This is a genomic window from Nocardia sp. CA-136227 (assembly GCF_050955695.1).
Classification (GTDB): Bacteria; Actinomycetota; Actinomycetes; order Mycobacteriales; family Mycobacteriaceae; genus Nocardia.
Map to the genome: position 1 here is coordinate 3,605,328 of NZ_CP192081.1, position 14,806 is coordinate 3,620,133.

Sequence of the window (14,806 nt, forward strand, 5' to 3'; positions counted from 1 at the left end):
AGCCCTTCGAGAACCGAGCTACATCGCAGTGACTAGCCGCGAATCATGTTGCGCAGCACGAACTGCAGGATGCCGCCGTTACGGTAGTAGTCCGCCTCACCGGGGGTGTCGATGCGGACGACCGCGTCGAAGACGACCTTCTCGCCGTTCTCCTTGGTGGCGGTGACCTTCATGGTCTTCGGAGTCACACCCTCGTTCAGCTTGGTGATGCCCTCGATGTCGAAGGTCTCGGTGCCGTCCAGGCCCAGCGACGCGGCCGACTGGCCGGCCGGGAACTGCAGCGGCACAACGCCCATGCCGATCAGGTTCGAGCGGTGGATGCGCTCGAACGACTCGGTGATCACGGCCTTGACGCCCAGCAGGCTGGTGCCCTTGGCGGCCCAGTCACGCGAGGAACCCGAGCCGTACTCCTTGCCGCCCAGCACGACGAGCGGGATGCCCGCGGCCTGGTAGTTCTGCGAGGCGTCGTAGATGAAGGCCTGCGGGCCACCCGGCTGGGTGAAGTCGCGGGTGTAGCCACCCGAGACGTCGTCCAGCAGCTGGTTGCGCAGACGGATGTTGGCGAAGGTGCCGCGGATCATCACCTCGTGGTTACCACGACGCGAGCCCAGCGAGTTGTAGTCCTTGCGCGCAACGCCATTGGCGTCCAGGTACTGCGCGGCCGGGGTGCCCGGCTTGATCGGACCGGCGGGGGAGATGTGGTCGGTGGTGACCGAGTCGCCCAGCAGCGCCAGCACGCGCGCGCCCTTGATGTCGGAGACCGGGGTCGGCTCCATCGACATGCCGTCGAAGTACGGCGCCTTGCGGACGTAGGTCGACTTCTCGTCCCACGCGAAGGTGTCGCCCTCGGGGGTGTTCAGACCCTGCCAGCGCGCATCGCCGTCGAAGACGGTGGCGTAGGACTTGGTGAACATGTCCCGGCTGATCGCCGACTTGATGGTGTCGTCGATCTCCTGCGCGGACGGCCAGATGTCCTTCAGGAAGACATCGTTGCCGTCGGTGTCCGTGCCCAGGGCGTCGACCTCGAAGTCGAAGTCCATGGTGCCCGCGAGCGCGTACGCGATGACCAGCGGCGGGGAGGCCAGGTAGTTCATCTTCACGTCGGGGGAGATGCGACCCTCGAAGTTGCGGTTACCCGACAGCACGGCGGTGACCGACAGGTCGTTGTCGTTGATCGCGGCCGAGATCTGCTCCGGCAGCGGGCCGGTGTTGCCGATGCAGGTGGTGCAGCCGAAGCCACCCACGTAGAAGCCCAGCTTCTCGAGGTACGGCCACAGGCCGGCCTTCTCGTAGTAGTCGGCGACGACCTGCGAGCCCGGGGCCATGTTGGTCTTGACCCACGGCTTGGACGCGAGGCCCTTCTCGACGGCGTTGCGGGCCAGCAGGGCCGCGCCGATCATGACCGACGGGTTCGAGGTGTTGGTGCAGGAGGTGATGCCCGCGACCACGACGGCGCCGTGATCCAGGACGAAGTCACCGCGCTCCGGGTCCGACACCTTGATCGGCTTGGACGGACGGCCCGCGTTGCCGTTGGCGGCGGTCGGGACGGCCGAGTCGTCGGAGGCGGTGCCCGGGGCGACCGGGTCGCTGGCCGGGAAGGACTCCTCGATGGCCTCGTCCAGCGCGGTGTGCGGCACCGGGTCGTTGGTGTAGGTGCGGATGTCCTGGCGGAAGGCGTTCTTGCTCTCCGACAGCAGGATCCGGTCCTGCGGGCGCTTCGGGCCGGCGATGGACGGCACCACGGTGCCCAGATCCAGCTCCAGGTACTCCGAGTACGCGGGCTCGTTGGCCGCGTCGTGCCACATGCCCTGCTCCTTGGCGTACGCCTCGACGAGCGCGAGCTGCTCGTCGCTGCGGCCGGTCAGGCGCAGGTAGTTGATGGTCTCCTCGTCGATCGGGAAGATCGCCGCGGTGGAGCCGAACTCCGGGCTCATGTTGCCCAGGGTGGCGCGGTTCGCGAGCGGAACCTCGGACACACCGGCACCGTAGAACTCGACGAACTTGCCGACCACACCGTGCTTGCGCAGCATGTCGGTGACGGTGAGCACGACGTCGGTGGCGGTCACGCCCGGCTTGATCTCACCGGTCAGCTTGAAGCCGACGACGCGCGGGATCAGCATGGAGACCGGCTGGCCCAGCATGGCGGCCTCGGCCTCGATGCCGCCGACGCCCCAGCCCAGCACGCCCAGGCCGTTGACCATGGTGGTGTGCGAGTCGGTGCCGACACAGGTGTCGGGGTAGGCCTGGCCGTTGCGGACCATGACGGTGGGGGCCAGGTACTCGATGTTGACCTGGTGCACGATGCCGACGCCCGGCGGGACGACCTTGAAGTCGTCGAAGGCGCCCTGGCCCCAGCGCAGGAACTGGTAACGCTCGCCGTTGCGCTCGTACTCCAGGTCGACGTTGCGCTCGAGGGCATCGGCGGTGCCGAACACGTCGAGGATGACCGAGTGGTCGATGACCATGTCGGCGGGGGACAGCGGGTTGACCTTGTTCGGGTCGCCGCCGAGGGTGGTGACGGCCTCACGCATGGTGGCCAGGTCGACGATGCAGGGCACGCCGGTGAAGTCCTGCATGATCACGCGGGCCGGGGTGAACTGGATCTCGGTGTCGGGCTCGGCCGACGGATCCCAGGCTGCGAGGGCGCGGATCTGGTCGGCGGTGATGTTCGCGCCGTCCTCGGTGCGAAGGAGGTTCTCCGCGAGGACCTTCAGGGCGTAGGGCAGCTTCTCGGTGCCGGGCACGGCCGAGAGCCGGAAGATCTCGTAAGAGTTGCTTCCGACCTCGAGGGTGCCCTTGGCGCCGAAGGTATCGATACTCGTCACGTTCAGCTCCACTCGTCTGTGAATGGGAGGGCCAGCGGCGGGGCTGTGCCGATGGCCTCGTCGAGGCGCGGGCCTCGTCCGTTTTCCGACATTAACAGTACGCTTGTCCTGTGAGCACATCGGGGGCGGGAACTGTGTGGCGCGGTGAGGCGATCTGACAAGCCGTCCCGTACCCTGCGTTCGTGACCGTCTCGCACCCCTCGGTTTTCACGCCCGTGAAGGCGGAACTACCGCCGAACACCGACTTGAATAAGATCATCGCCGATCTCGACGACAACCATGTCGCCGCCCCCGAGGGACGCGACCAGGAGGCCCTCGCGGCCATCGCCGCCGAGGCGCGCGATCAGGGCGTCGAGCTCGATATCGTTGTGGTGCCGGGCAATCCGGGGATCGAGGCGAACCTGCGCGATCTGGCCAACGAGGTCGGCAAGATCGAGCACGGCACCGTGGTGGTTTTCAGCGACGACTGGGTCGGCACCTTCAGCGACCAGTTCACCCGCGGGCGGCTCGAGCGCGCCGAGGACGGGGCAAAGTATCGCGGGCCCGAGCACACCGCCGACGCCGCACGGGTTTTCGTGGATCGGCTGCAGCAGCCGGAGGCGGTGTCGTGGACGGTGATCACGCTGGTGCTGCTGGGCCTGCTGCTCGCGGGGATCGGCGGGCTGTACGTGGTGAAGTCGCGGCGGGCTCCGGAGGGCGCGCGGCCGTCGACTCCGGTGGGGTAGGGCTTCCACTGCCGACGGCGACGGGGTCGCCGGGTGGGGTTCGGGTTCGTCCCGGGCCCCTTTTTCATTGCCCGAATCCGGGTGCGCGGTAAAGCAAACCGCCCGGTTCGTATGCGACACGCGCGATCAGTGATGCGTGTCGTGTCATGTGACGCATGGTGATTGTGTGGTTCACCTGCAAATATGTGGCTACTGACGAATTACATATGTGTGATTGTGGCGTGGCTGATCAGAGCGATCCTTGACATGTCGTACGGTTTCGCGATGGCACGCCTGGGACAGATGTGCCGAATGGGACTCCAGGGAGGTGCGATGCGACGACCGGCGAAGCGGCGCGGACGTCCAGCGCGAGTCGCTACGGAGTTGCTCGTAGCGGCCGTCGTGCTGGCCTGTGGCATGGCCTCCGGGCATGCGGTCCCACCCCCACCCGCCAATCCCAGCGACGGCGACCTCAATGCCGCCGGAGCCCAGGTCGACGCCGGTGTCGGCGAGGTCGGCGCGCTCATCAACCAGGTCGCCACCGCCGAACAGCAGCTGCAACAGCTCGACGACGCGATCGCCGTGCGCCGCGAAGCGGTGAACAAGGCCCTGGTGGATCTGCAGATCGCCCGCGACGCCGCCGATGCCGCCGCCCAGACCGTGGTGCAGTGCCAGCAGGAGCTGACCGACGCGGGCGCGAAAGTCGATACCGCGCACGGCAATTTCGACAAGTACGTCGCGCAGGTCTACATGCGTCCCGGCTCCACCTCACTGATCAGCTATATGGCCGCGCCGAGCCCCGAGATCGCGCTCAACCGCGCCCAGATCCTGACCATCGCCTCCAAGAACCAGCAGCAGGTCGTCGATGGCCTGCGCCACGCCCAGGTCGACCAGGCCAACAAGACCTCGGCCGCCAAGCAGGCTCAGCAGGCCGCCGACGCGGCCGCGGCCGCCGCCGACGCCAAGAAGGCCGACGCGCAGAACGCGGTCACCACCGCCCAGGCCGAGTTCAACACGCAGAACAATGTCCGCAACGGCCTTGTCTCCCAGCGTGACTCGGCCCAGCAGCGCCTGGACTCCGCCCGCGCCAATGTGGCCGGCCTGCAGAGCCAGCGCGACGCCTTCGTCGCCTGGGATCAGCAGCGTAAGGCCGAGGAAGCCGCCGCCCAGGCCGCCGCTCGCGCCGCCGCGGTCGCCGCCGCCGCCCGCGTGGCCGCCGACCGTGCCGCCGCCGACCGCGCCAACCAGGTCGGTCAGAGCCACCGCCCGCACAAGGTCCAGGACTCCTCCCCACCCCCGCGCCGCCCCCAGCCCAACCGCTCCGACACCCAGACCACCCGTCCCAGCGGCGGCTCCCGCTCCGAACTCATCGAAACCGTCGTCGACCGCGCCATGTCCCAACTCGGCGTCGTCTACGCCTGGGGCGGCGGCGACGAGGACGGCCCCACCCTCGGCATCCGCGACGGCGGCACCGCCGACAGCTACGGCGACTACAACAAGACCGGCTTCGACTGCTCCGGCCTCATGATCTACGCCTTCGCCGGCGTCGGCGTCTCCCTCCCGCACTACTCCGGCTACCAATACACCATGGGCACAAGGGTTCCCGTCTCCGAACGAGCCCGCGGCGACATGCTCTTCTGGGGCCCAGGCGGCTCCCAGCACGTAGCCCTCTACATCGGCAACAACAAGATGATCGAGGCTCCGCAATCCGGCGAGGTCGTCAAGGTCTCCGCGGTCCGAGAAGACGGCATCATGCCCTACGCCGTCCGCATCATCTCCTGACCCACCGGGCTGATGAGTTCCCGGGCGGGGGAGTGGTTGGGCTGCTGGTCTGTGTCACCTACACCCTCGCCGACCCTAAGGCCAAGCTGAATCGGGTCATCGGCAACATCGGCGAACTCGAGTAGCGACGCCCGATTCCCTAGCTGTAACGGCCGACAGCGATGCCCTGGGTCTGGGAGAATCACGTCTGCTGCTGTCCTACGGCTATGGCGGGAACATATGGGAATCGTGGAGCAGGTCGGGGCCTGCCTTTTCGGTGTCGTGATGGGATGGGTCCTCTACTACGTCAACAGGCATCGAGATGACAAGATTGGCGTTCGCGACATCGGTACGATCGCCGGAGCTGTCGGAGGGTCGGCGGTCACGGCGCTATTTCCGGATGGCGGACGACTGTTCGGTTGGTACTGTATCGGTCTCGCGACGGGTTTCTTTGCCTACTTGTTGCTGTTGCTCGTTCTTATTTGGAAATCGAAAGGTTTCACAATCGAGTTTCTTCTCGACGGCCGGGTGCCGGCCTTGATGAAGAAGGAGAAGTCATCTGCGCAGCGCCCCTTGTCGGGTGGCGCTCCTTCAGATTTGAAGGACTGACCGGTGCTGGTCAATCCAGCACACTCGCGATGATCGCGACCTTGTCCGGGTCAAGCGTCTCGGCCAGGATCTGACTGAAGCGCTCGGATCCAAGCGCGGCGCGCTGTTCTGCCAGCAAACCACTGGTGGCACCAACCTCGTGGGACCCCAGGTCGATCGCCAGAAGCAAGCTCATCAGCCCGTACGGCAGTCCGTCTTCCGCTCGGCCGAGCCGGGTCAGCATCCGCGCGATCTCGCTACTGACGCTGGCCACTTCGCTGGTGTCGCCTATCTCCTCGAAGATTGCGAGCGCCTGCTCGAAGTACGTTAGTGCGTGTGCATCGTCCTCGATATCAGCGAACACGAATGCGAGGGACTGCAAACACGCGGCTTCGAGCGTGCGTTCGCCCAGATTCTCGGCGAGATGAAGTGCCCGGCGAAAGTGCGATCGGGCTCGAGGAAAGTCGCGGAGCTGGTACGCGACCAGACCCAGATTTTGCAGCGCGACCGCAGTGCCGTGCTGATCTCCCGCCCGCTGAAGGATTTCCAGTGCTTGCTGATAAAGTGTGGTCGCCTCTTGGTAGTCGCCGCGCCTGAATGTGAGATTGGCGATCTGGTTGTTGCTGAGAGCACGCCGATCGTCGTCCTCGGCGACCGCCACCGCCTTGCGGTACCATTCTTCCGCAGTGTCGTACATTCCTTGAATCTGTGACAGGATTCCGAGCTGGTGATACGCGGCTGCATTTCGTGGGCGATCCGCCTGCTCTGTCGACAAGGCAAGGCACGATTGGTACCAGGACTCGGCTGTTGAGAGTTCCCCTCGCTTTTGATGTACGAGGCCGAGGCGAAACGCGATCCGGCTTGCGGTATTTCGATCGCCTTGGGAATTGCAAACCGCCAGTGCGCGTCGATAGTTGGTCTCTGCTTCGTCGGGGAGCTCGAGCGCGTCAAGCGCGTCGCCCAGGCCGACTGCAAGCATCGCTGTGCGCGGATCGCTGTCGGCGATCCAGGACAACGTCGTGCGGTAGAGGTCGGCCTCGTCGGACAACTTGCCTGCTCTGCGCAGCAGACGACCGAGTTCGACTGTCACATCCAGCGCTTCGTCCATATCGTCGATCTGATGGAGGTGATACCTTGCCTCTCCCAGCGCCATGATCGCCGACTCGCTCGATGCGTTTGACCGCCAGTACGAGGCGGCGCCGGAATGGGCCGCTCGTATCCGGGAAGGATCTGCCCGCGAGCTCTGCAGCACGGTCCTTGTGACAATACGATGCACTGAATGTCGCGGTTCGTGATCACCCGCGACTGTGACAAATCCCTGTGACACCAAATATCTGAGTGTCGCTTCCTGCTCGTTCTCCCACATGGCACGTTTGGGGCCGACTCGAAACACACTCAGCCACAAAAGCAACTCGAATTCCTCGATCGCCAGCAGCTCGATATGCCGTCTGACAGGCTTCACGAGCGTCCATGGTGCCTCGTCGCTGAGTTCGCTTCGCAAGTGGTCAAAAGGCACCTGCTCGCGCTCCATCATCATGTTCAGGGTCAGCAGTACTTGAGGGTTGCCGCCGGCGAGGCGCCCGATGTACATCTGCTCCTCGTCCGTCAAAGTTCGCAAACTGGGCAAATGCCACATCAGTAGCCGAGATTCGGCTTCTGAAAGTGCGCGGATCGGATGCGATGCGGCTCGTGTTCCTCCTAGTGCAGAGAACGCCACCGGGATCTGAGTGGTGACGAGCACTCGACCACCGTGGAGGGTCAACGCGTCCTCGATGGCTTGGCGCACTTCGGCATCCCGGATCTCTCCTGCATGATCGGAGCGACGCAAGTTCCCTTCAAACCTATCCAGGAACAACACCCAGGGTTTGGTCAGCTCAGGGCCGGGCAGCACATCCCGGATCGCTTGCGCGCTGACCCGACCTGGCGGAGGACTCACCGGCACCAGTCCCGATCGTCCGATGACATTGCGAGCCAACGCGGTCTTACCCATTCCTGCTGGCCCGGTAATGACCGCGACCGCGCCTTCTTCCAAGAGAACCGACATCAGTTCTCGCACTTCGGCCTGCCTTCCCACGAAACTTTCGGGTGGGGAAGGAAGATCGTTGTTGGTCTCCGAGGATTCGCTGATTTGGAACAGGATCGAGGGCACCGAGCGCGTCAGCAGTACCGGACGTGCCCACTCGGGCGGACCGACCTGGGATGAGAAGGTCGCCAGGTCGCGGCGTCCGAGCTCGACGCGCCGTCGTGCTTCGGAGAAACATGTCAGCACATTGGGTTCAGTAGTCGTTGCCAGCTCCCGGTAGAGTGCGCTGGCGAATGTTGCGGCATAGTTTTCGCTCACCACGCCGGTCATCGCGATGACAGCTGGAATTCCTTGTGCAAGAAGAGTGTTGGCAAACGATCCGTCCCTGAACCCCTTGGTATCGATCGGGTCAGCGGTCTCGCGGGTAGCGAGCATGACAAGCGATACTCGAGCTGCGATCGCATCGGCGAAGCGGTTGGGGCCGACGATGTCTGCTCCACCGTCTTCATCTTCCAGCAGCAACTCTCCGAATCGGGTCTGGCACGAGATGTGAAGGATATGGCAGGGTTCGGCGCCGAGTGCCGCCGCGATCGAAGGCAGGCTGGCTCTGTTGAGTATTCGAACATCCACGGCGCGGTCGCGTAACGGGGCGAGGCTGTCGAGCAGAAGTTGCAATGCGGTGTCGGCATTGCTGGGCTCTGGTGAGGAGGTCACTGCCAGGACGCGGAGCGGTCCTGCGGCCGTCAGCTGTGGAATTGTTGGTGGGCCGTAGATGCTGCGCCGGTACAGCTGCAGGTGCGGATGCAGGGCGAGAGGGGCCGACACACCCTCGACACTCATCGCCTCCCATGGAAGGGCGCTGAGTTCAGGTTCCGCCACTTCAAGCGCGAGCCGGACCACCGCGTCGCGTCGTTTTGCTTCATTCAATGCGTGGCGCAGACCATCGGCGATGTCGCCGTGCAGCAGGTCCTCTCCCAAAGCAATGCCAAGATCTCGCAGCAGCGCCGGGTTGGGATGGTGGCGAGCGACTACAGCCAGTTCCTGGACTCGGGGATGGGTGGTATGGACCAACGACTCGACCGGTTCTCGGTGGCCGAAGTCCTCGCGCAGGACTGCACGCGAAGCAGTGATCGTCAAGGTGAAACTGGCATGCACAGTATGGTTCTGGCGCGCGACGGCGTGGTGCAAGAAGGCATTGAGCCCAACGTGACGCTGACGACCAGCCTTCTTGATCGCGGCGACAAGTGCGTCGATCAGCTGCTCTTTGGTTTCGCCGTGGCCCTCGCCGCGAAGATCGATCCACTGGCGAATTCTCAGCCAGGTAGGGAACTCGATATCGTCGATGACGGCCGGAAAGATCCGATCATCGCTTGCCACGGACTGTCGCAGCAATGCCGCGTATTCTTCCTGCTGCCACGTGCTGTGCAGGCATGCCGAGCTGATCACCAGGACGACGGCTCGTGAGGCTGCCATCATGTTTTCGATCGAGGACGCCCATCGTTCGCCAGGACGCAGTTTCCAACCGTCGAGCTGTACGACGAGACCACGCCGACGCAGTTGCTCAGCCAGGATGTGCACCCTCGGCCTGTCGCCGTGAGCGTAGGAGATAAAGGCGTCGCACTCAGCCATCAGTTCTCCCTGCCATGTGGGTCGTTCCCGACCGCCGGGCCGGCGGGTCGTGGCGCGGGGAAAAGTATCGGTAGCTGTCGTCGTCCATAGGACAGATCCACAGGCGCGGGCCGCCGCGTGGGGACAGGCAGTCGCTTGATACCTTGCACGATTGGTGCCGCCCGCTGTGCGGTCTTCACAAGCTGTTTCGCAGGTTCGGCGAAGAACGACGGGTACTCGACGATCAGATCGGAAATCTGGGGATCGATCACTGCCTGAAACTTGGCATGCGTGGCGGTTCGGGCGAGGACCAGCAGCATGTGGTGCGCGGTCTGCTCCGTATCCACCCACCCGCCGATCAGCGCCGTGAGATCCTTATCGGCAGACAACATTTCGCCCACCAAGAACTCCGCGATTCGGTCAGGCTCGACGCGCCCGATGGTATCGGTCCCCTCACCCGTCGGCGGATACACCTCACGCATCCATGACAACACATCTTCGTTGTGCTGGCCGGGCACCGACCGTTGGATGATCCGGACGGCAGCGTCGTCATCGACGGGGTTGAGTAGGATCGTTGCGCACAACAAGGTGTCGAGCACCTTCTTGACCTCCACGTCACGATCGAAGTTGTCCACACGGGGCGAGATAATGTCCTTGCCGTACAAACCTTTTCGCCGCGCCACTTGTTCCAGATAGGACTGTTCGTGTCTCACGAACTCGGTGTCGGGATCGTCAGGCTCGGCTGTACGCCCCGCGAGTCCGTCCTCGACGGCGTCGCGCAGATCAAGATAAGCCTTGATCTGCAGAGACAGAGCATTGGTGTAGCTCGTGTCGCTGAGATCGGGCGGGTCGGCCGTGAGGCGTTCAGCCGCGTGGCGGTACCGGGGGTCGCTGTGTCGCTCGGCGAGGCGTCGGCCCAGGTCGCTGACAGCCTGGCAGTAGGCGGTCATACGGGCCTCCATGGCGTTACCGAGCGGTTCCAGAAGTACGTGGCCGTGAACGATTGTCCCACCGACGCTGTCCAGATGTCCCCACCACGAGCCTTTCGACCGTGCCAGCAGCAACAGGCACACACGTCGCTGCGGTGGATCCATCATCGACGCCTTCACCAACTCCAGCAGGTCGCCGGGACGCGACTCGGCGTAGTCGCTGACCAGCACCAGCGGCAGAACACTACGAGAGAGCGTCGCCCAGTGCTGCTGAATGCTGATCGCTGCTTCCACGAACCCCGTGGCGAAGCCAGCCTCGTCACTTCGTTGCAGGAACTCGCGCCCAAGCCGAGTCTTGCCCTCACCGGCAGGGGCGGTCACGAGACAGATGGACAACTGGGGACCACCTGCATCCCGCCAGTGCGCCAGTTCTTCGAGCTGAGAGCCTTTTTCGATAAACCTAACCGCCTCCGTTGCAGCTCGAAGCAGCGATGCGGGACCTCCCTGCGTCAAGGGATGCGGGCGGCGTTGAATGATTCGGGAGAATTCGATCGGAACCATGACCGGCGTCCATCCGGACGACTGTCGAAGATGCTCAACGAAAACGGCATCCGTGAACAGCTGACTCACGCGCACTGCGTAGATCATGTGATTGTCGAACAGCTCGTCGTCCTTGGCGAGGAGCCCGATCACATGATTGGCACAGATCACCGCTGCACCGGATAGCCCTCTCCACGCCGGTTCCGCCTCGTGCGTTTCCTGTTCTGCCCCATCCGTTTCCGGGTCCGGTTTACCTGACGTCGGGGCCACAGCGATCTCGAGGGCATACGTACTCTTCGGCCCCATGGTGAACGGCTTCACTGGCCCCGAGACAACGACCGTATGCCGACGGCCGTCGTAGTGCGCAAATCGCGGGAAGCCGATCGACTCGCACTGTGCGTCATCACTGCACGCGAACCGTCCCCACATGATCGGCCGAGGGTTGAGGCTCGTGTCGATTTCGAGGAGAGCGGCGTCTCGATACCGGTGACGCCACACCACCGTCGCGGTACAGATGACCGGTTTCATGTGAAGTGGATGGCCTACGCGCACTTCAAATTTCGGATGGCACGGGCGGAAGCCATCGCTGGCGTCGTCCCACCCCGGTTCGACAAGGTGTCGTACGGTGAGAACAAGCCGAGGTGCAACCAGGTACCCCGAACCCACGTCCATCACGGCCCCGCGCTCGTCCAGGGACCGGATATCGGCAACTCTGTCGTAGTCCACAACGCCCTCGGTGGTCAGCGTGCGATCGGCACCGATAGTCCCATGATGGAGCTCGAGCGCGGGCCAAAGTGGACGAACTGAGTCCGGCCGTCGATGGATCGTCCGTGAATAGCCGCGCTGCCACCGGGTCTGACCACTGCGAGTGCGCCAATTGTATTGAGGCCCGCGATGACTGATATGTGGGGGATGGAGCGGTTGAGCCGAATTGCCGCGGCGAGCGCCTATCCGGCCCAGCCCGCTGCGCGGCGACGAACTGCCCCTAATCGTCGTCGACTCTTTCGTGCGGGCTGCGGGTCGAGCGCTCCACGCGGGCATGGACGGACTACAGATCCACGCTGCGCACGGTTACCTGCTCAGCCAATTCCTCACCCCGCACACCAACCGGCGAACCGATGAGTACGGCGGCCCGCTCGAGAATCGGGCACGCCTGCTGCTCGAGGTGTTGACAGCGGTTCGCGCAGAGGTAGGAGACTCGTTCCCGATCCTGGTGAAGCTGAACGGAACCGACGATCTGCTGCTGCGCCGGGCCTGCAAGGCCGAACTCGTGCGGGTCGCGCGTTGGCTCCAGGACAGCGGCGCCGATGCGATCGAGGTCTCGCGCGGCCTCTACGAATCCTGGCCCGGAATGGTGCAGGGCAACTATCGCGGCTTCGTCTACAACTCGATGACGCGGGGCCCGATGACATCGAATTCTCGTCTTCGCAAGGCGGTGATGCTTGCCGCAGCACCGGCCGCCGAACGAGTCGCCGGGCGACTGCGACCGCCCACCGAGGGGTTCAACCTCGACTGCGCTGCCCGATTCACCGAAGCGCTCTCGATCCCTGTGATCTGTGTCGGCGGATTCCACACCAAGGAAGGGATCGAGCACGCCATCGGCAGTGGCAAAGTCGACGCAGCGTCGGCGGCCCGCGCCTTCATCGCCGACATGCGAACGTTGCGCGACAGGCAGGTTCGCCGGATGCAGAGTGGTAACCGCGGGATCTGACTTCGACCGCGGAATGCGGAGTGGATATCTCCCACGATCCGGGTCGAGGCCAATCCCTTACTGCTGACCGAGCTTGGCGATCAAGGACAGCGGCAGTTGCCGCAACGCGAGTCCGACTGGTGCCCAGGGCCAAGACGGCACCGTCGCTCGACCCGCCTCACGTTCGACTGCTTTCACGAGGGCCCGCACTCCTTCTTCGGTTGACACCTCGAATGGTCGCCTGGCGTTGGGCGAGCCGAGGTCGGATTGGATATAGCCGGGGTAGATGGTGGTGACATTGATCGGGGTGGCGAGGGTTTCGGCGCGGATCGCCTCGGCGAGGGTCGCGAGACCGGCTTTGGTGGCTGAGTAGGTCGGCGTGCTCGGCATCCCGCGCAGCGCTGCGATCGAGGAAATCACCACCAGGTGACCCTGGTTGCGCGCACGGAAGATCTCCATCGCTGCCTCGCATTGGGCAAGGGCGGCAACGAAATTGGTGTTCGCGATTTCGCGGTTCGTCGCGAACCCACCGGTGCCGATCGGGTGGCCCTGAGCGATGCCGGCGTTGACGATCACGCGGTCGAGGCCCCCCATCTCCTGCGAGAACTGGTGGAAGACGGTGAACACCTGGTCGTGGTCGTTCACGTCGAGTCGCGCGAGCGTGATGGTGATGTCGGGGTGGGAGCGCAGCAGGTCGTCGCGCAGCTTCTCGAGCTCGTCGACACGGCGGGCGCAGAGGGCGAGGTTCCTGCCGCGGGCAGCGAATTGTCGCGCCATGCCCGCGCCGAGCCCTGAGCTGGCACCGGTGATCAAGATGTTTTTGCGCTCGATCATCCGATGGATTCCGGCAGTCGGGGGAGCAGCATCGGTCGTGCCTTTCATCAAGGATCTTTGGTCGCCGCCGGAAGCCGTCTCGAATCAGAACGAGGCTTCGTCGAGCTCCATGACGGAGACGTCGATTTCGTGGTCGCATCGGTGGATCTGGCAGGCGGGGGTTCATCCTTCACGCCATGTCGGCGATCCAGTTGTGCATCCAGCCGGTTGCGGTCTGGCCGTCGCCGACCTGATAGGTGCCATAGGACTCGTGAGTTCCGGTTGCGTAGAACGTGGCCAGCTGCTGCGCGTGATCGCGGCTCATGTCGGAGCCGAGCTGCGTCTGGAGGGCCGCGAGACCGCCATGTGCCCGCACGTCTGCGAGTAGCCGGGCTGCCTGAAGCTCATACAGCCACCTGATGTTCGGGATCGCATCCTGCCGGGCGAGATAGGTGGCGAACCTGGTGAGCACGTCCTGATCATCGGCGGAGCAGTACAGGTCTCCTCGAGCGCAGATGGTGCGGACCCGGTCGCCGACCACTCCGAAGCCCCCCGCTCGAGGCCCGGCCGCGCCCGCGCCGTCGACGGGTGGACCGACCTGGGTATCGGTGGGGGAGCGGCTCGGGTCCGACAGCAAGCCCACACCGGCGAACCGGTTCGCCGGGATGGCGCCCGTGCCGGTGCCGATCTCGGCCGCGACGTCTCCCGCGGCATCCGCGCCCTGGCTGTATCCGACGAGAGCGACGCGGGTGGTGTCACACCTTTGGGCCATCGCCCCGATCAGTGCGCGCGCGTTCTGTACTGCTTGCTTTTTGGATGAGCCGTACATGTCGCCTTCCCAAGGGAAGGCGGTGGCCGGGTAGTCGACGTAGGTGACTTCTGTGGAGTGGGGCAACCCGTCGGTGACTCCCGCCAGCATGCCCGGCCCGTTGGCTATCGGGGCCCTGTTCGCTCCCGTCTCCCAGGTGCCGGGTATCGCGACGACATAGAGCGTCGGGCAGCCGGGTGTCGCGTCCGCGCTGCCTGTACCCAACACGGCGCTGGAAAGGCCCGACGCCGCTACGGCAACCACTGCCGCGACCGATCTCTTCAATCGCAAGGTTCCTCCTCGGGGTCGTGCTGTCCCGTTCGGTGGAGACAAGCGACAGACAGTGATGATTTCATCAACTATCCCCTAATGTAGTTGCTGATCGAATCCGATGAGAAGGTCAGGAATGGTGATGTTGCTCCCAAGCGACATGCAGTACGCACGATGAGTGGCGAATTGCGATGCGGCACAGAAGGATCGGACGGAGAAGCCCGGGTTCGATGAGCGAACCCGGGCT

General features: G+C 64.4%; 9 protein-coding genes. 4 read left to right on the forward strand and 5 right to left on the reverse strand.

Annotation, left to right across the window (positions count from 1 at the left end; translation table 11 throughout):
• Window positions 1-32: 32 nt before the first annotated feature.
• Window positions 33-2,825 carry an aconitate hydratase gene (locus ACQP06_RS16545; protein WP_433673012.1) on the reverse strand — a complete coding sequence of 931 codons (2,793 nt, stop codon included), beginning with the start codon at window positions 2,823-2,825 and terminating at the stop codon, window positions 33-35.
• A gap of 182 nt (window positions 2,826-3,007) precedes the next feature.
• Between ACQP06_RS16545 and ACQP06_RS16550 the strand changes: the two genes are divergently transcribed.
• From ACQP06_RS16550 to ACQP06_RS16560, 3 genes are all read left to right on the forward strand, one after another.
• Window positions 3,008-3,550: an Rv1476 family membrane protein gene (locus ACQP06_RS16550; protein ID WP_433673013.1), complete on the forward strand. Its 543-nt coding sequence runs from the start codon at window positions 3,008-3,010 to the stop codon at window positions 3,548-3,550.
• A gap of 312 nt (window positions 3,551-3,862) precedes the next feature.
• Window positions 3,863-5,311 (forward strand): NlpC/P60 family protein, encoded by a 1,449-nt coding sequence (locus ACQP06_RS16555; protein WP_433673014.1) that lies wholly within the window; start codon window positions 3,863-3,865, stop codon window positions 5,309-5,311.
• 219 nt (window positions 5,312-5,530) lie between these two features.
• Window positions 5,531-5,899 (forward strand): hypothetical protein, encoded by a 369-nt coding sequence (locus ACQP06_RS16560; protein ID WP_433673015.1) that lies wholly within the window; start codon window positions 5,531-5,533, stop codon window positions 5,897-5,899.
• 10 nt (window positions 5,900-5,909) lie between these two features.
• On the opposite strand, the gene ACQP06_RS16565 is transcribed toward ACQP06_RS16560, so the two are convergent.
• Window positions 5,910-9,530 carry a tetratricopeptide repeat protein gene (locus ACQP06_RS16565; protein WP_433673016.1) on the reverse strand — a complete coding sequence of 1,207 codons (3,621 nt, stop codon included), beginning with the start codon at window positions 9,528-9,530 and terminating at the stop codon, window positions 5,910-5,912.
• On the reverse strand, window positions 9,530-11,506 hold the full coding sequence (locus tag ACQP06_RS16570; protein WP_433673017.1) for a hypothetical protein: 1,977 nt from the start codon (window positions 11,504-11,506) through the stop codon (window positions 9,530-9,532). Before ACQP06_RS16570 ends, ACQP06_RS16565 begins: the two co-directional genes overlap by 1 nt.
• A 403-nt stretch (window positions 11,507-11,909) precedes the next feature.
• Between ACQP06_RS16570 and ACQP06_RS16575 the strand changes: the two genes are divergently transcribed.
• On the forward strand, window positions 11,910-12,689 hold the full coding sequence (locus ACQP06_RS16575) for a hypothetical protein (RefSeq protein ID WP_433673018.1): 780 nt from the start codon (window positions 11,910-11,912) through the stop codon (window positions 12,687-12,689).
• A gap of 57 nt (window positions 12,690-12,746) precedes the next feature.
• On the opposite strand, the gene ACQP06_RS16580 is transcribed toward ACQP06_RS16575, so the two are convergent.
• Entirely contained in the window at window positions 12,747-13,550 is an 804-nt protein-coding gene (locus tag ACQP06_RS16580; RefSeq protein WP_433673019.1) for an SDR family oxidoreductase, read from the reverse strand.
• A gap of 121 nt (window positions 13,551-13,671) precedes the next feature.
• The gene (locus ACQP06_RS16585) at window positions 13,672-14,580 is read right to left on the reverse strand and encodes a cutinase family protein (protein WP_433673020.1); all 909 of its coding nucleotides are present in this window, start codon (window positions 14,578-14,580) and stop codon (window positions 13,672-13,674) included.
• Window positions 14,581-14,806 lie beyond the last annotated feature (226 nt).